A 24,094-nucleotide genomic window follows, 5' to 3' on the forward strand; every position below is an offset into this window, starting at 1 on the left:
CCCTCGTCATTCCTGCGGCGGATGGATCAGCCGACCAGTTCCAGCCCCGAGAAGAAGAAGGCGATCTCCTCCTTCGCCGTTTCCGGCGCGTCCGAGCCGTGGACCGAGTTCTCGCCCACCGACAGCGCGAATTCCTTGCGGACGGTGCCCTCGTCGGCATTGGCGGGGTTGGTCGCGCCCATCACCTCGCGGTTCTTGGCAATCGCGTTCTCGCCTTCCAGTACCTGCACGACGACCGGTTCCGAGGCCATGAACTCGACCAGCTCGCCATAGAAGGGACGGTCCTTGTGGACCGCGTAGAACTGGCCCGCCTGCTGGGGCGACAGGTGGATGCGCTTCTGCGCGACGATGCGCAGGCCCGCGTCCTCGAACTTGGCGTTGATCTTGCCGGTCAGGTTGCGGCGGGTGGCGTCGGGCTTGATGATGGAAAGCGTGCGTTCGGTGGCCATGATGTCCTCGGGGTCCGGGGTTGTCTGATCGGCCGGGCGGCTAGCACGAGGCTTGCGCGAAGGAAACCCCGCCCCGACAACCACGCGCAAACGGAAAAAGGCGGACCCGCAGGCCCGCCCCTTCCGATTCACGTCGCTGGAATGCGATCAGGCGAAACGGATGTTGATCGCCGATTCGCGGCCGTCGCGGCCTTTTTCCAGGTCATAGCTGACCTTCTGGCCGTCGGCGGGGGCCTGCAGCCCGGCGCGCTCAAGGGCCGAGATGTGCAGGAACACGTCGCGGTTGCCGTCTTCCGGCTGGATGAAGCCGAAGCCTTTGGTCGAGTTGAACCATTTCACGGTGCCGTTGGCCATCGTGAGATCTCCTGTCATGTCGCCATCCGCGGAAATGCGATGGCCCGGCGCAGTCAGTCATAGCAGCATACTGAAGCCGGTAGACGGAGACAGAGAGCAGTAGAAAAACGTTGCCAAGTCCATATAGCCCGGATCGATCCTCCCGGCAAGGGCAATAGCCGCGTTGACGCCGCCGCGCGGCTGCTGCAATCCCGCGCCCATGCTGCGGATCGACGACATCTCTTATTCCATCGCGGGCAGGCCGCTGTTCGACCATGCCTCGGCGGTGATCCCGACAGGCCACAAGGTCGGCCTTGTCGGCCCGAACGGGGCGGGCAAGACGACGCTGTTCCGGCTGATCCGGGGCGAACTGGCGCTGGACGGCGGCGCGATCGGCCTGCCCGCCCGCGCCCGCATCGGCGGCGTCGCGCAGGAATCGCCTGCGACGGATGTTTCCGTGCTGGACACGGTGCTGGCCGCCGACACCGAACGCCACGCGCTCATGGCCGAAGCCGAGACTGCCGCCGACCCCCACCGCATTGCCGAGATCCAGACCCGGCTGGCCGACATCGACGCCTGGTCGGCGGAAGGCCGCGCCGCCTCGATCCTGCAGGGCCTCGGCTTTTCCACCGAGGACCAGGCGCGGCCCACGGGCGATTTCTCGGGCGGTTGGCGGATGCGGATGGCGCTGGCGGGGGTGCTGTTCGCGCAGCCGGACCTGCTGCTGCTGGACGAGCCGACGAACTACCTCGACCTCGAAGGGGCGCTGTGGCTGGAAGGCTATCTCGCCCGCTATCCCCACACGGTCATCGTCATCAGCCACGACCGGGGACTGCTGAACCGGGCTGTCGGCTCGATCCTGCATCTGGAAGACCGCAAGCTGAACCTCTACGCGGGCGGCTACGACAGCTTCGCCCGCATCAGGGCGGAACGCCGCGCCCTGCAGGCGGCGGAAGCAAAGAAGCAGGAAGCCCGCCGCGCCCATCTGCAAAGCTTCGTGGACCGCTTTCGCGCCAAGGCCACCAAGGCCGCACAGGCGCAATCCCGCCTCAAGGCGCTGGCGAAGATGGAACCGATCACCGCGCCTGGCGAGGCAAAGTTCCACCGCTTCACCTTCCCCCAGCCCGACCAGTTGTCGCCGCCGATCCTCGCGCTGGACAATGTCTCGGTGGGCTATGGCGACCGGGCGGTGCTGAAACGGTTGAACCTGCGGATCGACCAGGATGACCGCATCGCGCTGCTGGGCCGCAACGGTCAGGGCAAGTCCACGCTGTCGAAGCTGCTGGCCGACCGCCTGCCCGCGATGGACGGCAAACTCGCGCGGTCGTCCAGGCTGCGCGTCGGGTACTTCGCCCAGCATCAGGTGGACGAACTGCATCTGGACGAAACGCCTCTGGACCACGTCCGCCGCCTGCGCCCGGACGAGGCCCCCGCCCGCCTGCGCGCCCGCCTTGCGGGATTCGGGCTGATGGAGGCGCAGGCCGAAACGAAGGTCCGCGCCCTTTCCGGCGGTCAGAAGGCGCGGCTGTCGCTGCTGCTGGCAACCATCGACGCACCGCATCTGCTGGTGCTGGACGAGCCGACCAACCATCTGGACATCGAATCGCGCGAGGCGCTGACTGAGGCGCTGAACGACTATACCGGCGCCGTGGTGCTGGTCAGCCACGACATGCACCTGCTGGAACTGGTGGCCGAGCGGCTGTGGCTGGTGGCCGGCGGCGCGGTCTCGCCCTATGCGGATGATCTGGAAACCTACCGCAAGTCGCTGCTGACGACCGAGGAACCCGAGCGCCCGAAGGAAGCCCCGAAGCCCGCGCCGAAGAAGACCAGCCGCGACGAGATCCTGGACCTGCGGGCCGAGGTGCGGCGCGGCGAGGAACGGGTCGGGAAACTGACCGCCATGATGGAAAAGATCAGCGAGAAGATGGCCGACCCCGCGCTTTACGACGATCCGGCCGAGGCCGAGAAATGGGGCCGCAAGCATGCCGAGGCGGCCGAGGCCCTGCCCCGCGCCGAGGCCCTGTGGCTGGACGCGCTGGAACGGCTGGAAGCGGCCGAGCGCAACTGATCGCCCTTGCGCGGAAGCCCGCGCCGGCAAATGCTTGTTCTGAACACCGGAGACATCCCATGCGCGCCAGCCTGCCCCTGCTTCTCGCCGCCCTCGCCCTGCCGCTGGCCGCCCATGCCCAGGACGGCTGGGGCCTTGCCGCCGACATCGGCCTTGGCGCCGAGGTCGAGCCGGACTGGCTCGGCTCGGGCGACATGGAGACGTCGCCCTGGGTGATCTTCCGCAACCTCGACGTGATGGCGCCGGGACAGCCCGCGACGCGGGACGGGTCGTCCGACGGTCTGCGGGTGGTGCCGACGATCAACTGGCGCAGCGGGCGGGACGCGGATGATTCGGACGCGCTGGCCGGGCTTGACGACATCGACCGCACGATCGAGGCGGGCGTCCGCTTCCGCTATACCCAGGGGCCTGCCAGCGGCTATCTGGTGGTCCGCAAGGGCTTCGACGGGCATGAAGGGCTGGTGGGCGCGGTCGGCGCGAAATACCGCATTACCCCGAACGACCGCCTGACCATCTGGCCGGGAATCGAGGGCAAGTTCGGCGGCGACCGCTTCACCCGCGCCTTCTTCGGCGTGACCGGGGACGAAGCGCTGCGCAGCGGCTATGCGGCCTATCGCCCCGACGGCGGCTTCTACGCGGTCGGCGCCAGCATCGAGGCGCGCTATGCCCTGACCCCGACCCTCGCCGTGGTGGGCGAGGCGGAATATTCGCGCCTGACGGGCGATGCCGCCGACGCCCCGTTCATCGAGGAAAAGGACCAGCCCGCCCTGCGGATCGGCCTCGTCAACCGCTTCAGCCTGCGCTTCTGATCCCTCCGGCCTTCCGTCCCGGGCACAAAGCCCCTATATCCGCCCGGAACCTGAGACGGAGGCCGACGCCATGTATCAGCCGCAGACGCAGCCGGGCGAGGGCGAGCCGCTGATCGCGCCCTCGACCACCGACCACCCGCTTTACGACGGGGTCGTGGAAGCCTGCCGGTCGGTCTACGACCCGGAAATCCCGGTCAACATCTATGACCTCGGGCTGATCTACACGATCGCCATCGACGACACGAACGCGGTCCGCATCCTGATGACCCTGACCGCACCAGGCTGCCCCGTCGCGGGCGAGATGCCCGGCTGGGTGGCCGATGCCGTCAGCGCCTTGCCCGGCGTGCGGCAGGTGGACGTGGACATGGTGTTCCAGCCCCCTTGGGGGATGGAGATGATGTCGGACGAAGCGCGACTGGAGCTCGGCTTCATCTGATGCCCTCCGAGCTGCAGAAGATGCTGGCGGGGCAATCCTACGACCCCGCCGACCCCGAGCTTGCCGCCATGCGGACCCGTGCTCAGACCCTGATGCGCGAGTTCAACCGCACCATCGAGGGCGAGGATGCCGAGGTCCTGCCCCAGCTTCTGGGCACGTGGAACGGCGCCGTGATCCGGCCGCCCTTCTACGTCGATTACGGCAGCCACATCCATTTCGGCCCTGGCTGCTTCCTGAACTACGGTTGCGTCTTCCTGGACATCACCGAGATCCGCCTGGGCGCCCGCGTCCAGATCGGCCCCATGGTGCAGGTCCTGACCGCCGACCACCCGCGCGAGGCCCATCGCCGCGCCGCATGCGAGGAATGGGGCCGCCCCATCACGATCGGCGACGATGTCTGGATCGGCGCGGGCGCCCTCATCCTGCCCGGCGTCACCATCGGCGCGGGCGCCATCATCGGCGCGGGCGCCGTCGTCACCCGCGACGTGGCCCCCGGCGCGACCGTCGCCGGCAACCCCGCGCGTCCTGTCGGAAACCCGCGCCCTCTTTCATAATCTCTGGCCCAAGCTTCTTTCTGGCCCAAATACCCATGCAGCCGCGCCGAACGCCTCAGCGCCGGGGCGGCCGCCAGCTTTGCGTCCAGCTTCTGAAACGTCCCTGCCTCTCGGGGGTGCCCGCGGGCGGCTGCCCCTCGCCCCCCGCCTCTGCGCTGACGCGCCGGCGGTGGACGCGCCGCACGGCCGCGTCGATGCGCCGGTCGCGAAGCCGGTTCCAGAACCGCCAGAACAGCGCCAGCAGCACCCCCAGGATGCCCAGGATCACCAGCGCCGGCCAGTTCAGCGGCCGCTCGGCCGGGCCGGCGACCGGGGTGATCGAGATCGCGTTCGGAAAGATCGTCAGCAGGTCGTTGCGCCAGCCATAGGAGGTCACGCTGACCCAGCGCGGATTGTCCGCCGTGGACCGCAGGTCGCCGGCGATCGCATGCAGGTTCGAGCTGTCATACTTGAAATAGGGCGGCCAGATCAGCCCCGTGTCCTCGTTGCGGTAAACCAGCGGCTTGCCGTTCGGGCGCACCGTGTCGATGAATCGGACATCGCGCGACCCCTGGGCATTCTCGACGGTGCCGGTCCGGGCCGAGGCATAGAAGATCCGGTTGCTCCAGTTCAGGTCGGTCAGCTTGTTGTAGGTGTTGGTGATCCGCACCGTTTCGCGCGAGGGCAGCGCGTAATCCAGAAACAGGAACATCGCCACGCCGAACAGCACCCCCAGAACGACCTGGACGTTACGCATGAACATGGGACTCTCCTGAGGCTGCGGCGGCTGGGATCATAGACGGGACCATGGGCGGGGAAAACGCCCGTTCCGCATGAAACGGCGGCGCGGCGCACACCGTTCCGCTTTGCGCGCCGCCATGCGATAGGAACGCAAAGACATGGGGCCATGACCGTGACCAGGAACCTGCCGATCGCGTCGCTGATCTACTTCCTCGCGACGCTGCTTTTGTCGCTGTATTTCGCCTTCGCCGCCGTGCAGGGGCCATCCGGCATCCTGCGCCGCGTGCAACTGGAAGCCGAAACCGCCGATCTGATCGCCGAACGTGACCGGCTGACGGCCGAGGTGGACCGGATGCGCAACCTGACCCGGCGCCTGTCCGACCAGTATCTGGACCTTGAGCTTCTGGACCAACGCGCCCGCGATGTCCTGGGCCTTGTCCGCGCCGACGAACTGATCGTCCGCTGAATCGGCTTGCGCCTGCGGAACCCGCCGCCGTAACGTTGGTTCAACGCTGAACTATCCTGTGCCGGAGGATGCAGATGGCCAGAAAGCCGACCGAGACAGCCGAGCCCGCGACGCCCGCCAATGTCTCGCGCGACGAATTGCTGAAATATTACCGCGACATGCTGCTGATCCGGCGGTTCGAGGAAAAGGCAGGCCAGCTTTACGGCATGGGCCTGATCGGCGGCTTCTGCCACCTGTATATCGGCCAGGAGGCCGTCGTCGTCGGGCTGGAGGCCAGCGCCAAGGAAGGCGACAAGCGCATCACCAGCTACCGCGACCACGGCCACATGCTCGCATCCGGGATGGAGGCGCGGGGCGTCATGGCGGAACTGACCGGACGCATCGGCGGCTATTCCAAGGGGAAAGGCGGCTCGATGCACATGTTCAGCCGCGAAAAGCACTTCTACGGCGGTCACGGCATCGTCGGCGCGCAGGTGCCGCTGGGGGCGGGGCTGGCGTTCTCGGACAAGTACAAGGGCAACGACAACGTCACCTTCACCTATTTCGGCGATGGCGCGGCCAACCAGGGCCAGGTCTACGAGACCTACAACATGGCCGAGCTGTGGTCCCTGCCGGTCGTCTTCGTGATCGAGAACAACCAGTATGCCATGGGGATGAGCGTCCAGCGATCCACCAAGTCCACGACCTTCTACGGTCGGGGCGAGGCCTTCGGCATCCCCGGCGAGCAGGTGGACGGCATGGACGTGCTGGCGGTGAAAGCTGCCGGGGAAAAGGCCGTCGCCCACTGCCGCGCCGGGAACGGGCCGTATATCCTCGAGGTGATGACCTACCGCTACCGCGGCCACTCGATGTCCGACCCGGCCAAGTACCGGACCCGCGAGGAGGTCCAGAAGATGCGCGAGGAACGTGACGCCATCGAGCATGTCCGCCAGCTTCTGCTGCAGGGCGGCCATGCCTCGGAAGACGATCTCAAGTCCATCGACAAGGAGATCAAGGACATCGTCAATGACTCTGCCGACTTCGCCCGCGAAAGCCCCGAGCCGCCGGTCGAGGAGCTTTGGACCGACATCTATGCCGACGACGTGCCGCAGAAGACGGCCGAAGACGTGAACGTGTGAGGGCTGACGCATGGCAACCGAGATCCTGATGCCCGCCCTGTCCCCGACGATGGAGGAAGGGACGCTGGCCAAGTGGCTGGTCAAGGAAGGCGACACGGTGAAATCCGGCGACATCCTGGCCGAGATCGAGACCGACAAGGCCACGATGGAGTTCGAGGCGGTCGATGAGGGCACCGTCGGAAAGCTGCTGGTGTCCGAGGGCACGCAGGGCGTGAAGGTGAACACCCCCATCGCCGTCCTCGTGGCCGAGGGCGAATCTGCCGACGCAGTCTCCGCCCCTGCCCAGCCCCCGGCCCAGCCCGGCAAGGGGGAAGCCAGCAAGGACGAGACCGGCGAGGCCCCTGAACGCGCGCCCGCCGCCGCGAAATCCGCCGTTGAGGCGGTGAACACCCCCGAGCCCGACGAATCCCCCGACTGGCCCGAAGGCACCGCCGTCAAGCAGATGACTGTCCGCGAGGCGCTGCGCGAGGCCATGGCCGAGGAGATGGAGCGCGACGAGGCCGTCTTCCTGATGGGCGAGGAGGTGGGCGAATACCAGGGCGCCTACAAGATCAGCCAGGGTCTTCTGGACCGCTTCGGGCCGCGCCGGGTCGTTGACACGCCGATCTCGGAAATGGGCTTCGCCGGCATCGGCGTGGGCGCGGCCTTCGGGGGCCTGCGCCCCATCGTCGAGTTCATGACCTTCAACTTCGCCATGCAGGCGATGGACCAGATCATCAACTCGGCGGCGAAGACCCTGTATATGTCGGGGGGCCAGATGGGCTGTCCCATCGTCTTCCGCGGCCCGAACGGTGCTGCCGCCCGCGTGGCGGCCCAGCATTCGCAGGACTTCGCCGCCTGGTATGCGGCCATTCCCGGCCTCAAGGTCGTCCAGCCCTATACGGCCGCCGACGCCAAGGGGTTGCTGAAGACCGCGATCCGCGACCCGAACCCGGTGATCTTCCTAGAAAACGAGATCCTCTACGGCCGCAGCTTCGACGTGCCGCAGATGGACGATTTCACCGTCCCCTTCGGCAAGGCCCGCGTCGCCCGCAAGGGCCGGGACGTCACCCTCATCAGCTTCGGCATCGGCATGGCTCATTCCTTGGAAGCGGCCGAAAAGCTGGCCGGTGACGGCATCGACGCCGAGGTGATCGACCTCCGGACCCTGCGCCCCATCGACTACCCGGCGATCCTCAAGTCGGTGCAGAAGACGAACCGCGTGGTGACGGTCGAGGAAGGTTTCCCCGTGGGGTCCATCGGCAACCACCTGTCGGCCTGGATCATGGAAAACGCCTTCGACTGGCTGGACGCGCCCGTGATCAACTGCACCGGCAAGGACGTGCCCATGCCCTATGCGGCGAACCTTGAACGCCTTGCGCTGATCACGGCGGACGAGGTGGTCGAGGCCGTCCGCAAGGTCACTTACCGTTAAGGGGGAACGACGATGGCAACGCAGATCCTGATGCCCGCCCTGTCCCCCACGATGGAGGAAGGGACGCTGGCCAAGTGGCTGGTTAAAGAAGGCGACGAGGTGAAATCCGGCGACATCCTCGCCGAGATCGAGACCGACAAGGCCACGATGGAGTTCGAGGCGGTGGACGAGGGCGTGATCGGCAAGATCATGGTCGCCGAGGGCACGCAGGGGGTGAAGGTCAACACCCCCATCGCCGTGCTGGTCGAGGACGGCGAAAGCGTCGATGACGCGGCGGGTGCCTCGGCCTCTGCCGCCTCCGGCGCCGAGGCCAAGGCACCGGCAGCAGAAGAAAAGGCCGCCGCCGAAAAGGGCTATGGCGGGCCGATCGGTGCCCCGGTCGCAGGCGACGGCGGCTCAGGCAGCGCCGGGCAGGCTGCGGCCCCGGCGAGGGACAAGGGCAGCCGCGTCTTCGCCTCGCCCCTTGCCCGCCGGATCGCGGCGGAACGGGGCCTCGACCTGTCGGGCATCACGGGCAGCGGCCCCAAGGGCCGGATCGTCAAGGCGGATGTGGAGAAGGCCCAGCCCGGTGCGGCCAAGCCCGCCGCCCAGCCCGCAGCCGCGCAGGCCGCCGCGCAACCTGCCGCCGAGGCGCCCAAGCCGGCCGCTGCCACGGCCCCGCAGGGCATGGGCTACGAGACCGTCAGGAAGATGCTGGACGGCCGCGAGACCGAGGAGGTCGCGCTGGACGGCATGCGCCGCACCATCGCCGCGCGGCTGTCCGAGGCCAAGCAGACCATCCCGCATTTCTACCTGCGCCGCAGCGCAAAGCTCGACGCGCTGATGGAGTTCCGGGGCACTCTGAACAGCCAGCTTCAGGCGCGCGGGGTGAAGCTGTCGGTCAACGACTTCATCATCAAGGCCTGCGCGCTGGCGCTGCAACAGGTGCCGGATGCCAATGCCGTCTGGGCGGGCGACCGGATCATCAAGCTCAAGCCCTCGGACGTGGCGGTGGCCGTTGCCATCGAGGGCGGGCTGTTCACCCCGGTCCTCAAGGACGCCGACAAGAAGACGCTTTCTGCGCTGTCGGCGGAGATGAAGGACCTCGCCAGCCGCGCCAGGACGAGGAAGCTTGCCCCGCATGAATACCAGGGCGGCAGCTTCGCCATCTCGAACCTCGGGATGTTCGGGATCGAGAACTTCGACGCCGTCATCAACCCGCCGCACGGCGCGATCCTGGCGGTGGGCGCAGGCATCCAGACCCCGGTTGTGGAAGACGGGGAAATCGTCGTCCGCAACGTCATGTCGATGACACTGTCGGTGGATCACCGGGTCATCGACGGGGCGCTGGGGGCGCAGCTTCTGCAGGCCATCGTCGAGCATCTGGAAAACCCGATCGGGATGCTCGCCTGAGCCACCCGGCAGCCGCATCGGAAAAGGGCGCCCCGACCAGGCGCCCTTCTTCTTTCTGGCTCAAATACCACCGGGAAAGGCCGCAGTCCCCTACTCCGCCGCCGCAGGCCCGGCCCGGTTCAGTCCCAGCCGCCGCTGCAACCAGCCGCCGATCCGTTCCTGCCCGCCATGCAGCAGCGAGAACAGCGAGGGCACGAACAGCATCGACAGCAGGGTGGACAGCAGCAGCCCCCCGATCACCGCAACCGCCATGGGCGAGCGGAACTCGGACCCTTCCGCCGAGGACAGCGCCGATGGCAGCATCCCCGCCGCCATGGCGATGGTGGTCATGATGATCGGCCGGGCCCGCTTGTGGACGGCGTCAAGGATCGCCTCGCGCTTGGGCGCCCCCCGCTCCATCGCCTGGATGGCGAACTCGACCAGCATGATCGCGTTCTTGGTCACGATCCCCATCAGCATCAGGAAGCCGATGACCACCGCCATGCCGATGGCATTGCCGGTGACGAACAGCGCGAGGATTGCCCCGCCGATGGCCAGCGGCAGCGACAGAAGGATGCTGATCGGGGTCGCGAAGTTCTGGAACAGCAGCACCAGCACCACATAGACGAACAGCACCCCCGAGCCCATGGCGAAGCCGAAGGCGCCGAAGACCTCGCCCATGATCTCGGCATCGCCCGAGGTCTGGAACTCGGTCCCCGGCGGCAACGCGATCTGGCCTTGCACCGCCTGCACCTGCGCCGCGACCGGTCCCAGCACCGCGCCATCGGCAAGGTTCGCCGACACGGTCGTGCGATAGCGCTGGTCATAGCGCGCGATCTGCGTGGCCCCCGCCGACAGCGAGACATCGGCGACCGCCCCCAGCGGCACCTGCCCGACCGAGGAGGGCACGCGCAGGTTCCGCAACTGCATCAGGTCCTCGCGCGCGGCTTCGTTCAGGCGGACCATGATCGGCACCTGCTCGTCGCCGGCGTTGAACTTGGGCAGGTTCGCCTCGGCGTCCCCCAGCGTCGCCACCAGCAGCGTCTGCGCCATGGCGGCAGTGGACACGCCAAGCTGCGCCGCGATGTCGGGGCGCGGCGTGATCTGGATCTCGGGCCGCTGCAGGGCCGAGGACGAGGTGACGCTTTCCAGTTCCGCCATCCCCCGCATCTCGGCCACCAGCAGGTCGGCGGCATGGGCCGCGCCCGCCTCGGTGTCGCCCAGCACGCTGATGGTCAGGTCGTTGGCCCCGGCCTCGTTCTGGAAGTTCAGGCGCACGTCGGGCGTGTCGGCCAGCAGCGTCTTCAACTGCTCCTCGATCTCGAACTGCGTGCGCTCGCGGCTGGCCTTGTTGCCGTAGTTGATCATCAGCCGCGACTTGGTCGGCTCGGATGTCCCACCCATGACGAAGACCGACTGCACCTCGGGGATGACACCGACGCGGGCGGTCAGGGCGCGCGTGATGCCTTCGTTCTGGTCCACGGTCGATCCGGGGGGCAGCTCGACCTCGATCTGGCTGCGGCCCACGTCCGAGGCCGCGATGAACTCGGTCGGCAGCAGCGTGGCCGACCAGATGGAACCTGCGAAGACGCCGAAGCCCAGCAGCAGCGTCAGCCAGCGGTGGCGCATGGTCCAGCCCAGCACCCGCATCAGCCCGCGCATGGCGCGGCCGTCGCGCGGCTCTTCGGTATGGCCGGTGCCGCGCATGAAATAGGCCGACAGCATCGGCGTGATGATCCGCGCCACAAGCAGCGAGAACAGGACGGATACCGCCACCGTCAGGCCGAACTGCTTGAAATACTGCCCCGCGATCCCGCCCATGAAGGCCACCGGCGCAAAGACCGCGACGATGGAAAAGCTGATCGCGATCACGGTGGTGCCGATCTCGCTCGCCGCCTCTTCCGAGGCCTGGTAGGGCGACGAGCCCATGTGCATGTGCCGGACGATGTTCTCGATCTCGACGATGGCGTCGTCCACCAGGATGCCCGTCACCAGCGTGATCGCCAGCAGGCTGATCCCGTTCAGGGTGAAGCCGAGCCACTGCATGACGAAGAAGGTCGGGATCACCGACAGCGGCAGCGCGATGGCCGCGATCACAGTCGCCCGCCAGTTGCGCAAAAACAGCAACACCACGATCACCGCCAGCGCCGCGCCCTCGTAAAGCGTGTGCATGGCGGTTTCATAGGACTGCTCGGTATAGGTCGTGGTGTCATCGACCAGCGTGATCGTCAGGTTCGGATAGCGTTCGGCCATCTCGGCCAGCCGCTCCTTGGCATTGTCGCCGGCCATCAGGTCGGATTCGCCGGTCGCACGATAGACGCCGAAGGCCACCACGGGCTTGCCGTCCAGCAGCGCAAAGCTGCGCTCGTCGCTGGGGCCATCGGTCACGGTGCCAAGCTGGTCCAGCCGCACGGTCTTGCCGCCGGCGATGGAGATCGGCGTGGCCGCAAGCTGCGCCACCGTGTCGGCGGACCCCAGCGTGCGGATGGAATATTCCGTTCCCGCCAGATCGCCGCGCCCGCCGCCCGCATTGAGGTTCTGCGCCCGCAGCGCGTTCGAGACCTCGGCCGCCGTCAGCCCGTGGGCCAGCAGCCGGTCGGGGTCCAGCGCGACCTCGATCTGGCGGTCGGCGCCGCCGATGCGGCTGACCTGGCCGATGCCCCGCAGGGTCGTCAATTCGCGGGCGATCACGTCGTCCACGAACTTGGACAGGCCCTCGATGGACCGGGTCGGGTCGCCCACCGCATAGGTCAGGATCGGCATCCCCGTCACGTCGAGGCGGCGGACCAGCGGCTCGGTGATCGACTGCGGCAGGTCGGCCCGCACGCTTGCCACCGCGTCCTTGACGTCATTCAGCGCCCGGTCGCTATCGGTCTCCAGCTCGAACTCGACGGTCAGGCTGGCCGCGCCGTCAGACGCCGTCGAGGTCACATGGCGCATCCCCTGGATGTTCGAGATCTGGTCCTCGATGGGCCGGACGACCTGCGAGATCAGCTCGGTCGGCGCGGCGCCCGGCTGGCCGACCGTGACCTGGATGATCGGCAGGTCGATGTTCGGCATCGCCGTGACCGGCAGCCGCATGAAGCTGACCAGCCCCAAGACCAGCAGCACGAGGAAGACCGCGATGGGCGGAACCGGGTGGCGGATCGACCAGGTGGAAAGGTTCATGGCTGCGCCCCGGCGGATGCCGCCGTTCCCGCCTCGGCATCGGGCGGAACGGCCACGGCCAGTGCCACCGTGGGCGGCGCATCGAGGCTGTCGGTCGTGACATTGACCCGGTCGCCGGTGGTGAAGAAGGCGCCGGCGCGGGCGATCACCGTCTCGCCGGCGGCCACACCCTCGCGGATCTCGCGCCGGTCCTGCCACAGAAGGCCCGCGTCCACCGCGCGGGTTTCCACGATGCCGTCGGCGACAACCTGAACCCGTTCGCCCGAGGCATCGGCAAGGATGGCCGAGGCGGGCACCGTCACCGCCTCGCGCCGTTCGGTGACGATGTCGCCGCTGGCGAAAAGCCCGGTCAGCAGGCGGTCGTCGGTATCCAGCGCCACCCGGACAAGGCCCAGCCGCGTGGTCGGGTCGACCGCCGCCGGCAACTGGCGCACCCGGCCGTCCACGCGGCCCACGCCCGCGACCTCAAGCTCAACCGGCTGGCCCGGCTGCAGCAGGGGCAGGTCGGTCTCGATCACCTCGCCCTCGAACTCGATCGAGCCATCCGCGATCAGGGTGAACATCGGCCCCGCCGCCGCCGAGGCGATGGTGCCCAGTTCGGCATTGCGGCTGGCGACGCGGCCCTCGACGGGCGACATGATGCGGGTGCGGTCCAGGTTCAGTTGCGCGATCTCGCGCGCGGCCCGCGCCTGTGCCTCGACCGCCTGGGCGACGGCCAGCCCTTCGCGGACGCTGGCTGCCGCCGCGCGGGCCGAGGCTTCCGCCACCACCGCCTGATCCAGCGCGGCCTGCGTGCCGCTGCCGCTTTGCCGCAGCGATTGCGCCCGTTCCAGCGCCGTGACCGCCTGCGCCAGCGCCGCCTCGGTCGAGGAAATCTGGCTCTGCGCTTGGGCGACGCTGGCGACGGCCCGCTGCAACTCGGCATCGGCCTGCGCCAGTTGCGCCCGCAGGGTGGTGTCGGACAAGCGGGCGAGTTCCTGCCCGGCCCCGATCCGGTCGCCCGGCTCGGCGCCGAGCGAGACGATTTCCAGCCCCTCGACCTGCGGATAGACTTGCACCTGCGCGCGGGCGACCAGCGTGCCGGACAGCGGCACCCGCCGCTGCACCTCGGCCGGGGCGGCGGCTGCGACCGTCACCGTTGGCAGGGCGGCCTGCGCGGGTTCGGCCGGGACCTTGTCCGGCGGGGCGCCCCCCATCGGCAGCGCCGCGCCGGGGGCCAGCAGGAACAGGGCTGCGATAAGGGAAAGGCGCCGCATGGGTGATGTCTCTCTGGTGCCGGTGGCACATAGGCGCGAGCATATCCTGCGGCAATGGCGGCGTCTGCGGTGACGGCGCGGCGGTGCCTAGATGTTGACCTTGACGCCCGGCAGCCGCAGTTCGGTCAGCAGGTCGCGCAATTCCTGCCGGGCGGCGATGTTGGACATCGACAGCGCCTGGGTGCCGACGTCGCGCAGGTCCAGCAGGGTCAACCCGCGCGGGAACAGTTCGCGGAAGATCACCCGCTCGGCAAAGCCCGCCGCGACGCGGAAGCCAATGCGGCGGGACAGACGGGTCAGGGCCTCGCCGACTTTGCGCTTGTTGTGCATTTCCGTGGTGCCGAGGCGGTTGCGCAGCACCACCCAGTCGATCGGCCCGGCCCCCGCTTGGCCCCGCAACTGCCGCGCGGACCACACCATCTCGGCATAGATCGACGGTCCCAGCACCTCGCCCTGCGGCGAGATGCGCGCCAGCAGGTCGAAGTCGATGAAGCTGTCGTTCATCGGCGTGACCAGCGTGTCGGCAAGGGTATGCGCCATCTGGCTGAGCTTGGTGTGAGAACCGGGGCAGTCGATCACAATGAAGTCATGGTCCGCGTCCAGCGCTGCCACGGCCGGGGACAGCGGGTCCGTCCCATCGTCGCGCGACAACTCGCCCAGCGTGGGACCGGGCAGGTCCAGCCCCTCGCCTTCGACAAAGGCGCGGCGGTTTTCCAGATAGCGGCCGAAGCTGCGCTGGCGCACGTCAAGGTCCAGCGCGCCAACCCTGTGCCCCATCCGAGCCAGCGCCGTTGCCACATGCATCGAGGTCGTGGACTTGCCCGAACCGCCCTTTTCGTTGCCCACGACAATGATATGCGCCACGAATCGCCCCGTTCCAAACCGGCAGAAAGTTAGCGGGAGAGTTCCCGCAAGTCATGGTGGCTGCAAAAGCCACCCATCGGGGCAGGATTCAATCAGCGGCTCGCCGCCGACGCAACCGGCAAGCCGATCTGCACGCAGGACGGGAACGATCCCGCACTGGTAAAGTTAGGCATCGGTTAACGAGTATCATGGTAGGCTGATTCATGTTCAATCATGCTGATCAAGGGGTCCCAGGACCCTCGTCCCGAATCGCCGCCGTATCCTGCGGTCGCGGTGGAACCATCCAGGGCCGGATCGTCGCCCGATCAGCGGACGGAAGCGTGACGTTGCTGACGCCGCAGGGCTGGGTGACGGGACGCCCGGTTTCACCCGAGAACACAAGCCCCAAGGGCTTCATCGGGTCGATCTTCCGCCGTTGAACCGTGAATAAAAATGCCGCCCCGACCGGGGCGGCATCTTCTGATGCAGCGGCCGGGATCAGAAGCCCAGGCCGGCGTATTTGTTCTTGAACCGGGACACGCGGCCCCCGGTGTCCATCAGCTTGGCCGAGCCGCCGGTCCAGGCCGGGTGCGAGGTCGGGTCGATGTCCAGAGACATCGTGTCGCCCTCTTTCCCCCAGGTGGACCGGGTCTGGTAGGTCGTGCCATCCGTCATCTTGACGGTGATCATGTGGTATTCGGGATGGGTATCGGCTTTCATCGCGCGCGACCTCAGGCGTTCTGGTTGGCGTCGGCCTTGGCGGCCTTCGGCTTGTAGTTGGAGACTTCGGCGATACGGGCGGATTTGCCGCGGCGATCGCGCAGGTAATACAGCTTGGCGCGGCGGACGCGGCCACGGCGCACGACCTCGATCGAATCGACGTTGGTCGAATACAGCGGGAACACGCGCTCGACCCCCTCGCCGAAGGAGATCTTGCGGACGGTGAAGGACGCGGCCAGCGTGTCGCCGCCCCTGCGGCTGATGCAGACGCCTTCGTACATCTGCACGCGGGTGCGGGTGCCTTCCGTCACCTTGTAGCCGACGCGGACGGTGTCGCCGGCCTTGAAGTCGGGAATGGTCTTGCCAAGCGAGGCGATCTGCTCGGCTTCCAGTTGGGCGATCAGGTTCATCGCGGGTTCCTTGTCATGGCTCGGGGTGGTCCCCCGATTGGTCTGATGCGCCCGAGAGCTGCGTCCTTCGGTTCGGGTCCATACCGTCACGGTATGCCCGCCACAGGTCGGGGCGGCGTTCCTTTGTCAGCCTTTCGGCTTCCTCCTGCCGCCAACGCGAAATTGCCGCGTGGTTGCCCGACAGAAGAACATCGGGGATCGCGCGGGTTTCCCATTCGGCGGGCTTCGTGTACTGCGGATGCTCAAGCAGGCCGTGGGAAAAGGACTCCTCGGCCAGAGATTCCTGATTCCCCAGCACGCGCGGTATAAGGCGGACCGTCGCGTCGATCAAGACCTGAGCGGCGATCTCCCCTCCGGTCAGGACATAATCGCCGATGGAGATTTCCGTGACGTCAAAGGCGTCCAGCACCCGCTGGTCCACGCCCTCGAACCGCCCGCAGATGAGGGTGACGCCGGGGCCTTGCGCCAGACGCCGCGCGATGGCTTGCGTCAGCGGGCGGCCGCGGGGGGAGAGATAGACCACCGGCAGGCCAGGGGCGGCAGCTTTCGCCTCCCGCAGGGCGGCGGCCATGACGTCGGGCCGGATGACCATGCCCGCGCCGCCGCCGGCGGGCGTGTCGTCCACGTTGCGGTGCTTGCCGATGCCGTGGTCGCGCAACTGGATCGTGCGCAGCGTCCACAAGCCTTCGGTCAGCGCGCGGCCCGTCAGCGACAGGCCCAGCGTGCCCGGGAAGGCTTCGGGGAACAGGGTGATGACCTGCGCGGTCCATGCGCCCGCGAGTTCCGGCGGCGCCATCAGGTCGCGCGGCCGCAGCGTCGGGCGCACGGCAACCCGACCATGAGAGCGGGAGGGTTCAGCCATCGCGGCCCCCGACCGGGAACCAGCCGGTTCCTGCCAGCACCGCGCCCGCGGCGGACAAGGCCAGAGGACCCAGGCCGCCCCAGTTGGCGGACCAGCCGAGGTTGCGGGTGACTGCATCGGTGCCAAAATAAAGTGCCGCGCAACCCACGGCCGCCGCTGCCGTGGCCCCTGCGAGATGGAAGGGCGAACGCCAGGTTTCCGCAGGCGCCGCCAGCACCAGCCCGAAGACGGCGAGCAGGGCAAACAGCCCGACCGACCAGCCCCCCACTCGGCCGAACCCCGCCAATATCGGCCCGGCGAAGATCAGCGCCCGGCCGATCCACTGGCGCGAGGAGGTCCTATTCATCCGACCCCGGCGGGTCCGCGACGATCCGTTTGGCGGCCAGATCCACGGTCGGAACCGCCCCTTTCGTAAACGGAATCAACAGGATACCAGAGGCTCCGTAGACCTCAAGAATGTCGCCCGCGCCGTGGTCGTAGATGGCGCGGACGCGGCCGAGGCTCGCGCCGCCCGTGTCCATCACCTCCAACCCGATCAGATCGGCGTGATAGAATTCGTCGTCGGGCAGCGATGGCAGCGCCGCCCGGTCGACCCACAGCGTCACGCCCTTGAGCGCGTCGGCCTGTTCCTTGGTCTCCACCCCCGACAGCCGGGCGCCGAGGCCACCGTTGACGGGACGGGTCAGCTTGACCGTGAAGCGGCGCTTGCCGTCCTCGCTGGTCAGTTCGCCATAGGTAGCGATGTCCTCGGCCACGGCGCAGAAGCTTTTCAGCCGCACCTCGCCGCGCACGCCGAAGGCGCCGGCGATGGCGCCGACGCAGGTGCGGTTGGACGGATCAGCCATGCGGTTGCCCCCTGCCGAAAGGCGGGCGCGAGGCTGCGCCCGCCGATGATCCGTGGATCAGGGCGACTCGGTGCCGCTGGTCGATTCCGAGGCGTCCAGCGCGGTCTCGTCGGTCGCGGCAGGGGCGTTGGCGGCCTCGGCGGCGGCGGCTTCGCGGGCGGCGCGCTTCTCGGCGCGGTCCTTCGCGGCCTTGCCCGGCTCGCCCTTTTTCAGGTTGGCGCGCTCGGTCTTTTCCTTCACGCCGGCGGCTTCCAGGAAGCGGGCCACGCGGTCGGTCGGCTGGGCACCCTTGGACAGCCAATGCTGCACGCGCTCGACGTCCATCTTGATCCGCTCTTCCGAATCCTTGGGCAGCAGCGGGTTGTAAGTGCCCAGCTTTTCCAGGAAGCGGCCGTCGCGCGGCATGCGCGAGTCGGTCGCCACGATGGCGTAATGGGGACGCTTCTTGGACCCGCCGCGGGCGAGCCGGATCTTCATGGCCATAGGTTCATCTCCTTGATATGGCGTTTTATTTCTGGAACTGCTCGTGATGCCGGATGACCTCCGAGATCACGAAATTGAGGAACTTGCGGGCGAAGGCGGGGTCCAGATCCGCCTCGGCCGCCAGCCGTTCGAGCCGGGCGATCTGGGCGGATTCGCGCGCGGGGTCCGAGGGCGGCAGGTCGTGCTGGGCCTTGAGCCGGCCGACGGACTGGGTGTGCTTGAACCGCTCGGCCAGGGTGAAGACCAGCACGGCGTCCAGCCGGTCGATGCTGGCGCGATGGTCGGCCAGCAGTTCGGCGGCGCGGGCGGCAGGGTCGGTCATCGGGCGAATCCGGGCTGTGCAGGGGATGCACGGTCCATGCACAGGCGATGCACGGACGGTATGAACCGCCTAGCCCCTGTTACCGGGATGCCGGTCAGCACCGTCATTTCTTGCCGAACAGCCCCGAAAGCCCGCCGGGCAGGTTCATCCCGCCAAGCTGGCCGCCCAAGCCCTTCTGGTCCTGCAGCATCCGCGTCGCCTCGGCCATCTTCGCGGGATCGACGTCGCCCAGATCGGGCAACCCGCCGCCCTTGCCGGACATGGCGCGCATGGCCTGCTTCATCATCGCGCCCTTGCCCATCTTGCTGACCTTCTTCATCGTGTCGGCCATCTGACGCTGCATCTTCAGCAGCTTGTTCAGTTCCGCCACCTCCATCCCCGCGCCCGCGGCGATCCGCTTCTTGCGGCTGGCCTGCAGAAGCTCGGGGTTGGCGCGTTCCTTCCTGGTCATCGAATTGATCAGCGCGACCTGGCGGCGGATCATCCTGTCGTCGATGCCCGCGGATTCGGCCTGCTTGGCCATCTTCCCCATGCCCGGCATCATGCCCATGATGGACTGCATCCCGCCCATCTTCTGCATCTGCTCAAGCTGGTTCCTCAGGTCGTTCATGTTGAACAACCCCTTGGCAAAGCGCTTCATCATGCGCTCGGCCTGCTCGACCTCAAGCACCTGCTGGGCCTTTTCGACCAGCGCCACGATGTCGCCCATGCCGAGGATGCGGCCCGCGACCCGTTCCGCGTCGAAGCTTTCCAGCGCGTCCATCTTTTCGCCGACGCCGACGAAGCGGATGGGCTTGCCGGTGATCTGGCGCATCGACAGCGCAGCACCGCCGCGCCCGTCGCCGTCCATCCGGGTCAGGACCACGCCCGAGACGCCGAGCTTGGCGTCGAACTCGGTCGCGACGTTCACGGCGTCCTGGCCGGTCAGGCCGTCGACGACCAGCAGCGTCTCGCGCGGGTTCGCCACGTCGCGGACGGCCTGCACCTCGTCCATCAGCACGTCGTCGATGTGCAGACGGCCCGCGGTGTCGAGCATGTAGACGTCATAGCCGCCCAGCGTCGCCTGCTGCTTGGCGCGACGGGCGATCTGGACCGCGTTCTCGCCCTTGACGATCGGCAGGGTATCGACGCCGACCTGCTGGCCGAGGATCGCAAGCTGCTCCATCGCCGCAGGACGGTTGGTGTCGAGCGAGGCCATCAGGACGCGCTTCTTCTCGCGGTCCTTGAGGCGCTTGGCCAGCTTCGCGGTGGTGGTGGTCTTGCCGGAACCCTGAAGGCCGACCATCAGGATCGGCGCGGGTGGCGTGTCGATCTTGAGCGTCTCGGGCGCGTCCTCGCCCTGCAGGGTGCGGATCAGCTCGTCATGGACGATCTTGACGACCTGCTGACCCGGCGAAACCGACTTGGTGACAGCCGCGCCCGTGGCCTTCTGCGTGACGGCGCGGACGAAGCTGCGGACGACCGGCAGCGACACGTCGGCGTCCAGCAGCGCCTGGCGCACCTCGCGCATGGCGGCGGTGACGTCATCCTCGGTCAGCGCGCCCTGCCTGGTCAGGCGGTCGAAGACTCCGCCGAGGCGGTCTGACAGGCTTTCGAACATCGGCGGCCTCCGTGGCAGCGGCGAAAACAGGACAGCCCCCGTGGGCGCAACGCGCTGACGGAGGTCGATCCCCGCGCAAGATCGGGGACCGGAAGGCAGACCTTCCGGGTGTGGAATCCCGTTACGCCAGACACGCGCCCGAGTCAACCGCCGGGCCGGAAAGCCGACCGGCAGCACCTTGCCGATGCGGCGCTTCCTCGTGCGACAGAATCATGACAGTCTGTTAACGATAAAATGTTTGTTCTGTTAACGATGGGATCGGGTTTGCACATGGCGTGGCCGAATGTGACTGTGAATGGCGCCGCGGCTTGGGGGGCCGGTTCGTCACGGCTCCATGCGCCCCTGCTGACGGCGGCCTATGGGGTCTGGGCGGTGCTTCTGTGCCTGCACCTGCTGCAGACGCTGTCCGGTCCCTGGCCCGCGCCCCTGCCCCGCCTTCTGGACCCGAACGAGGAAAGCAGCCTTTACACCTGGTTCTCGGTGCTGGCGCTGGGGGTGGCGGGGCTGCTGATGCTGGACCTCGGGCAGCGCAGCCCGCCTTCGGAACGCATCCTGCGCTGGGGCTGGATCGGCGTCGGGCTGGCGGTGCTGGCGGTGTCGGCCGACGAGCTGCTGATGATCCACGAGGCCATCGCCGTGCGGCTGCATGACCATTTCCAATGGGGCGGTTTTCTCAGGTTCGCCTGGGTGGTACCGGCGCTGGCGGTGGTCGGCCTGGGCGGGTTGCTGGTGCTGCCGTTCCTTGGACGGCTGCCCGCATCGACCCGCCGGTGGATGATCGCCGCAGGCCTCGTCTTTGTCGCGGGCGCGGTCGGGATCGAGATGATCGGCGGCAAGCTGTGGGACGAAGGGCTTGAGGACAGCATCTTCTACGCGCTGGTCAGCGGCACCGAGGAGGCGCTGGAGGGTCTGGGCGTCCTGATCCTGCTGGGCGGGATTCTGCGATACCGGCAGATCACCGGGGGCTCCTGACCCGCGGCTTTTGCCCACAGGGGCGGTCATGGTAAGCCCGGACGAACATCAAGGGACCGACCATGACCCAGCCCATCAGCCGCTTCGACATCCCCAACCTGCGCAGCCTGCCGCCCGACATCCAGGAGATGATCCGCGCCGTGCAGGAAAAGTCGGGCTTCGTGCCCAACATCTTCCTGGCGCTGGCCCATCGCCCGGCCGAGTTCCGCGCCTTCTTCGCCTATCACGACGCGCTGATGGAAAAGGACGAGGGGCTGTCCAAGGCCGAGCGCGAGATGATCGTGGTCGCCACCTCGGGCCTGAACCGCTGCCAGTATTGCGTGGTGGCCCACGGGGCGATCCTGCGCATCCGGGCGAAGGACCCGCTGATCGCGGACAAGGTGGCGATCAACTGGCGCAAGGCGGGCCTGAGCGAGCGGCATTACGCCATGCTGTATTATGCCGAGCTGGTGGCGACGGATGCCGACAACATCACCCAGGACGATTACGAGGACATGATCGACGCGGGCTTCACCCCCGACGAGATCTGGGACATCGGCGCGATCGCGGCCTTCTTCGGGATGTCGAACCGGCTGGTGAACATGGCCGACATCCCGCCGAACGACGAGTTCTTCCTGCTAGGAAGGGTGCCGAAAAATGCGTGAAAAAGCTTTTGCTGCATACCTGAGGTCGGACCCGTCCATCAAGGAAAGCACAGTCCGCACTTATCTCAGCGATCTGCGACGCATCGAAACCTGCTATAAAGAGCGCTATGGGGAGGTAACCACACTTTATAACTTGGATCGACTTGAGGAAGTTGAACGCTCTCTGCGCTTAGATCCTTCGGCACCTGATCCTCTTCCAGTTACGGAAAAGCGATCGAGCATCCCCGTTTATGCGACGGTGATAAAGAAGTACCGCAACTTTCTGATACAGAGGTTCATGGTCAGCGATGCAGACGCACCTGCGGAAGTTCAGGAGATCCCCAAGGCGCCTGCCTACGCCGAAGGCGTTGAAGGCATCTTGCGCGAAGCGCGCTATCTCACACGCTCTCGCAACCGTGCCCTGGTCAATGCTGCTCGAACAAGGGATGGCTGCCGCTGCCAAGCATGTGGCTATCTAAATTTCATCGACAACCGCTATATTATCGAGGTGCACCACCTGAACCCGCTGGGTGCCGCTGAAACCGTGGTTGTCACACGCTTGGAAGACCTTGTCTGTCTCTGCCCCAATTGTCACCGCAGCGCACATACCAAGCGAGCGGCGCCCCTGACATTAGCCGAACTGCGCGACTTGGCTGCAGCGTAAACCACGCAAGGTTTCGGCAGATAATACCATATTACAACTGAAGCCTATACCTTCAGCGCCAGCCCCCGTGCCGCCGCGTCGCGGATCGCGGCGGCATAGGTGATGACGTCGATGGCGGTCGCGACGAAGCGGGCGCCGTCGGCCACGGCGTTCCGGGCATTCGCCTCGTCGGTCCAGAGGATGCCCGCGGCCTTGCCCGAGGCGGCGATCGCCCGGATCGCGGCGCGGACCGCCTGCTGCACCTGCGCGTGGTCCAGCTCGCCCGGAAAGCCCATGTCGGCGGCAAGGTCCGAGGGGCCGATGAAGACGCCGTCCACGCCCTCGACCGCCAAGATCCCGTCCAGGGCGGCCAGGCCCGCGCGGGTTTCGACCTGCAGGCCCAGCCAGATCCGCGCGTCCGCGGTGGCAAGGTAGTCGGGGATCGCCGAAAAGCCCGAGGCCCGCGCCAGCGCCGCCCCCACCCCGCGGTTGCCGTTCGGCGCATAGCGGGTGGCGCGGACCAGTTGCACGGCCTGTGCCGCGCTTTCGACCATCGGGATCAGCAGGGACTGCGCGCCGATGTCCAGCGCCTGCTTGATCGCCCAGGTTTCTCCCATCGGCAGGCGGACCACGGGGGCGCTGCCCGATGCCTCGACCACCCGCAGTTGCGCAAGGATCGAGCGGAGGTCGTTCGGCGCATGTTCCCCGTCGATCAGCAGCCAGTCGAAGCCAGCGGTTGCCGTGATCTCGGCGGCATAGGCGTCGGCCAGCCCGACCCAGGCGCCGATCAGGGTCTCTCCGGCCGCAAGGCGGGATTTGAAGCGGTTCTCGGGGGCGGGCATGGGCAGGCTCCGGTCTGTGCGGGGGCAGAGTGGGGAAGGCGCGGCGCTTGTGCAAGCGGGTGGCCGGGGCGGCCGGGCGGCGCCGGGTTCACGCGCAAGTGATGGCAACAAATGTAAGCGCGCAGAGTTGGTCGGGCACTATCCTGTAACACCTGTAACAATCTATCTCAGGAGACAGCCCGATGACCTTCGCAAGAACTTCCGCCGCTGCCGCCCTTTTCGCACTTGGCGCGGGCGCGGCCTTTGCCCAGACCGCCCCGGCGACCGTTGTCGATGTCGCGGTGGGGTCGCCCGACCACACCACGCTGGTGCAGGCCGTGACCGCCGCGGGCTTGGCCGAGACGCTGCAGGGCGCCGGTCCCTTCACCGTCTTCGCGCCGACGAACGCGGCTTTCGCGGCGCTGCCGGCGGGGGCGCTGGATGACCTGCTGAAGCCCGAGAACAAGGACCAGTTGGTTGCCGTGCTGGGCTGCCACGTGGTCGAGGCCAAGGCGATGGCCGCCGACGTGGCGCAGATGATCGCCGACGGGAATGGCACGGCCACGATCCCGGCGATGGGCGGCTGCAGCCTGACGGCCACGGAATCGGGCGGCACCGTGACGATCGCCAGCCCCGGCGGCACTTCGGCCACCGTGGCGACGGCCGACCTCGAGGCCGGGAACGGCGTCGTCCATGTCATCGACGGGGTGCTGCTGCCGGCCTCGTGACCGGAACTTCCGCTGTCCGGGAAGCCTGCCGACCCGGCAACTTGGGGGGCGCGTGTTGCG

Annotated in this window: 27 protein-coding genes; 12 read left to right on the forward strand and 15 right to left on the reverse strand. The window is 67.6% G+C overall.

The window, feature by feature from the left end:
* Nucleotides 1-26: 26 nt before the first annotated feature.
* Together ndk and Q4F04_RS02820 are read right to left on the reverse strand one after the other, a co-directional pair.
* Nucleotides 27-449: a nucleoside-diphosphate kinase gene (gene ndk / locus Q4F04_RS02815; protein ID WP_303368315.1), complete on the reverse strand. Its 423-nt coding sequence runs from the start codon at nucleotides 447-449 to the stop codon at nucleotides 27-29.
* A gap of 147 nt (nucleotides 450-596) precedes the next feature.
* A complete protein-coding gene (locus Q4F04_RS02820; protein ID WP_303368316.1) occupies nucleotides 597-803 on the reverse strand; it encodes a cold-shock protein in 207 nt (68 codons plus the stop codon).
* Between the two features lie 199 nt (nucleotides 804-1,002).
* Between Q4F04_RS02820 and Q4F04_RS02825 the strand changes: the two genes are divergently transcribed.
* From Q4F04_RS02825 to Q4F04_RS02840, 4 genes are all read left to right on the forward strand, one after another.
* On the forward strand, nucleotides 1,003-2,850 hold the full coding sequence (locus Q4F04_RS02825) for an ABC-F family ATP-binding cassette domain-containing protein (protein WP_303368349.1): 1,848 nt from the start codon (nucleotides 1,003-1,005) through the stop codon (nucleotides 2,848-2,850).
* Between the two features lie 59 nt (nucleotides 2,851-2,909).
* A complete protein-coding gene (locus tag Q4F04_RS02830; RefSeq protein ID WP_303368317.1) occupies nucleotides 2,910-3,659 on the forward strand; it encodes a MipA/OmpV family protein in 750 nt (249 codons plus the stop codon).
* 70 nt (nucleotides 3,660-3,729) lie between these two features.
* Complete coding sequence (locus Q4F04_RS02835) at nucleotides 3,730-4,095, forward strand: SUF system Fe-S cluster assembly protein (protein WP_182803408.1); 366 nt, start codon at nucleotides 3,730-3,732, stop codon at nucleotides 4,093-4,095.
* On the forward strand, nucleotides 4,095-4,649 hold the full coding sequence (locus Q4F04_RS02840) for a sugar O-acetyltransferase (protein WP_303368318.1): 555 nt from the start codon (nucleotides 4,095-4,097) through the stop codon (nucleotides 4,647-4,649). The genes Q4F04_RS02835 and Q4F04_RS02840 overlap by 1 nt, the downstream gene beginning before the upstream one ends.
* 55 nt (nucleotides 4,650-4,704) lie before the next feature.
* On the opposite strand, the gene Q4F04_RS02845 is transcribed toward Q4F04_RS02840, so the two are convergent.
* Entirely contained in the window at nucleotides 4,705-5,391 is a 687-nt protein-coding gene (locus tag Q4F04_RS02845; protein WP_303368319.1) for a DUF1523 family protein, read from the reverse strand.
* A gap of 144 nt (nucleotides 5,392-5,535) precedes the next feature.
* Here Q4F04_RS02845 and Q4F04_RS02850 point away from each other — a divergent pair, with 144 nt between their 5' ends.
* The 4 genes from Q4F04_RS02850 to Q4F04_RS02865 all read left to right on the forward strand — a co-directional run bounded on the left by Q4F04_RS02850 (nucleotide 5,536) and on the right by Q4F04_RS02865 (nucleotide 9,759).
* On the forward strand, nucleotides 5,536-5,835 hold the full coding sequence (locus tag Q4F04_RS02850; protein WP_303368320.1) for a septum formation initiator family protein: 300 nt from the start codon (nucleotides 5,536-5,538) through the stop codon (nucleotides 5,833-5,835).
* Between the two features lie 74 nt (nucleotides 5,836-5,909).
* The gene (gene pdhA, locus Q4F04_RS02855) at nucleotides 5,910-6,953 is read left to right on the forward strand and encodes a pyruvate dehydrogenase (acetyl-transferring) E1 component subunit alpha (protein ID WP_303368321.1); all 1,044 of its coding nucleotides are present in this window, start codon (nucleotides 5,910-5,912) and stop codon (nucleotides 6,951-6,953) included.
* Nucleotides 6,954-6,963: 10 nt separating this feature from the next.
* On the forward strand, nucleotides 6,964-8,367 hold the full coding sequence (locus Q4F04_RS02860; RefSeq protein ID WP_303368322.1) for a pyruvate dehydrogenase complex E1 component subunit beta: 1,404 nt from the start codon (nucleotides 6,964-6,966) through the stop codon (nucleotides 8,365-8,367).
* 12 nt (nucleotides 8,368-8,379) lie between these two features.
* Nucleotides 8,380-9,759, forward strand: a complete 1,380-nt coding sequence (locus tag Q4F04_RS02865) for a pyruvate dehydrogenase complex dihydrolipoamide acetyltransferase (protein ID WP_303368323.1) — start codon at nucleotides 8,380-8,382, stop codon at nucleotides 9,757-9,759.
* Nucleotides 9,760-9,849: 90 nt separating this feature from the next.
* Here Q4F04_RS02865 and Q4F04_RS02870 read toward each other — a convergent pair whose 3' ends face one another.
* From Q4F04_RS02870 to ffh, 11 genes are all read right to left on the reverse strand, one after another.
* Entirely contained in the window at nucleotides 9,850-12,906 is a 3,057-nt protein-coding gene (locus Q4F04_RS02870) for an efflux RND transporter permease subunit (protein ID WP_303368324.1), read from the reverse strand.
* Nucleotides 12,903-14,162, reverse strand: a complete 1,260-nt coding sequence (locus Q4F04_RS02875; protein ID WP_303368325.1) for an efflux RND transporter periplasmic adaptor subunit — start codon at nucleotides 14,160-14,162, stop codon at nucleotides 12,903-12,905. The genes Q4F04_RS02870 and Q4F04_RS02875 overlap by 4 nt, the downstream gene beginning before the upstream one ends.
* 87 nt (nucleotides 14,163-14,249) lie before the next feature.
* Nucleotides 14,250-15,026: a division plane positioning ATPase MipZ gene (locus Q4F04_RS02880; RefSeq protein WP_303368326.1), complete on the reverse strand. Its 777-nt coding sequence runs from the start codon at nucleotides 15,024-15,026 to the stop codon at nucleotides 14,250-14,252.
* 477 nt (nucleotides 15,027-15,503) lie between these two features.
* Complete coding sequence (rpmE, locus tag Q4F04_RS02885) at nucleotides 15,504-15,725, reverse strand: 50S ribosomal protein L31 (RefSeq protein ID WP_090752488.1); 222 nt, start codon at nucleotides 15,723-15,725, stop codon at nucleotides 15,504-15,506.
* Nucleotides 15,726-15,736: 11 nt separating this feature from the next.
* On the reverse strand, nucleotides 15,737-16,135 hold the full coding sequence (rplS, locus tag Q4F04_RS02890; RefSeq protein WP_303368327.1) for a 50S ribosomal protein L19: 399 nt from the start codon (nucleotides 16,133-16,135) through the stop codon (nucleotides 15,737-15,739).
* 13 nt (nucleotides 16,136-16,148) lie between these two features.
* Nucleotides 16,149-16,997: a tRNA (guanosine(37)-N1)-methyltransferase TrmD gene (gene trmD / locus Q4F04_RS02895; RefSeq protein ID WP_303368328.1), complete on the reverse strand. Its 849-nt coding sequence runs from the start codon at nucleotides 16,995-16,997 to the stop codon at nucleotides 16,149-16,151.
* Nucleotides 16,990-17,343, reverse strand: a complete 354-nt coding sequence (locus Q4F04_RS02900) for a hypothetical protein (RefSeq protein WP_303368329.1) — start codon at nucleotides 17,341-17,343, stop codon at nucleotides 16,990-16,992. Before Q4F04_RS02900 ends, trmD begins: the two co-directional genes overlap by 8 nt.
* On the reverse strand, nucleotides 17,336-17,842 hold the full coding sequence (gene rimM / locus Q4F04_RS02905) for a ribosome maturation factor RimM (RefSeq protein WP_303368330.1): 507 nt from the start codon (nucleotides 17,840-17,842) through the stop codon (nucleotides 17,336-17,338). Before rimM ends, Q4F04_RS02900 begins: the two co-directional genes overlap by 8 nt.
* A 57-nt stretch (nucleotides 17,843-17,899) precedes the next feature.
* A complete protein-coding gene (gene rpsP, locus Q4F04_RS02910; RefSeq protein ID WP_303368331.1) occupies nucleotides 17,900-18,325 on the reverse strand; it encodes a 30S ribosomal protein S16 in 426 nt (141 codons plus the stop codon).
* A 25-nt stretch (nucleotides 18,326-18,350) separates the two neighbouring features.
* Nucleotides 18,351-18,647, reverse strand: coding sequence for a chorismate mutase (locus tag Q4F04_RS02915; protein ID WP_303368332.1), 297 nt, complete (start codon nucleotides 18,645-18,647; stop codon nucleotides 18,351-18,353).
* A gap of 103 nt (nucleotides 18,648-18,750) precedes the next feature.
* Entirely contained in the window at nucleotides 18,751-20,247 is a 1,497-nt protein-coding gene (gene ffh / locus Q4F04_RS02920) for a signal recognition particle protein (protein ID WP_303368333.1), read from the reverse strand.
* A 270-nt stretch (nucleotides 20,248-20,517) separates the two neighbouring features.
* Between ffh and Q4F04_RS02925 the strand changes: the two genes are divergently transcribed.
* The 3 genes from Q4F04_RS02925 (at nucleotide 20,518) to Q4F04_RS02935 (ending at nucleotide 22,506) form a co-directional block, all read left to right on the forward strand.
* Complete coding sequence (locus Q4F04_RS02925) at nucleotides 20,518-21,219, forward strand: hypothetical protein (RefSeq protein WP_303368334.1); 702 nt, start codon at nucleotides 20,518-20,520, stop codon at nucleotides 21,217-21,219.
* A 62-nt stretch (nucleotides 21,220-21,281) separates the two neighbouring features.
* Nucleotides 21,282-21,863 carry a peroxidase-related enzyme gene (locus Q4F04_RS02930; RefSeq protein WP_303368335.1) on the forward strand — a complete coding sequence of 194 codons (582 nt, stop codon included), beginning with the start codon at nucleotides 21,282-21,284 and terminating at the stop codon, nucleotides 21,861-21,863.
* Nucleotides 21,856-22,506, forward strand: coding sequence for an HNH endonuclease (locus Q4F04_RS02935; protein ID WP_303368336.1), 651 nt, complete (start codon nucleotides 21,856-21,858; stop codon nucleotides 22,504-22,506). The genes Q4F04_RS02930 and Q4F04_RS02935 overlap by 8 nt, the downstream gene beginning before the upstream one ends.
* A 44-nt stretch (nucleotides 22,507-22,550) precedes the next feature.
* Here Q4F04_RS02935 and Q4F04_RS02940 read toward each other — a convergent pair whose 3' ends face one another.
* Entirely contained in the window at nucleotides 22,551-23,327 is a 777-nt protein-coding gene (locus tag Q4F04_RS02940; protein ID WP_303368337.1) for an HpcH/HpaI aldolase/citrate lyase family protein, read from the reverse strand.
* 182 nt (nucleotides 23,328-23,509) lie between these two features.
* On the opposite strand from Q4F04_RS02940, the gene Q4F04_RS02945 reads away from it, so the two are divergent.
* Nucleotides 23,510-24,034, forward strand: a complete 525-nt coding sequence (locus Q4F04_RS02945; protein WP_303368338.1) for a fasciclin domain-containing protein — start codon at nucleotides 23,510-23,512, stop codon at nucleotides 24,032-24,034.
* The last annotated feature ends 60 nt before the right edge of the window (nucleotides 24,035-24,094 follow it).

The organism is Paracoccus sp. (in: a-proteobacteria) (assembly GCF_030536915.1).
Lineage (GTDB): Bacteria > Pseudomonadota > Alphaproteobacteria > Rhodobacterales > Rhodobacteraceae > Paracoccus.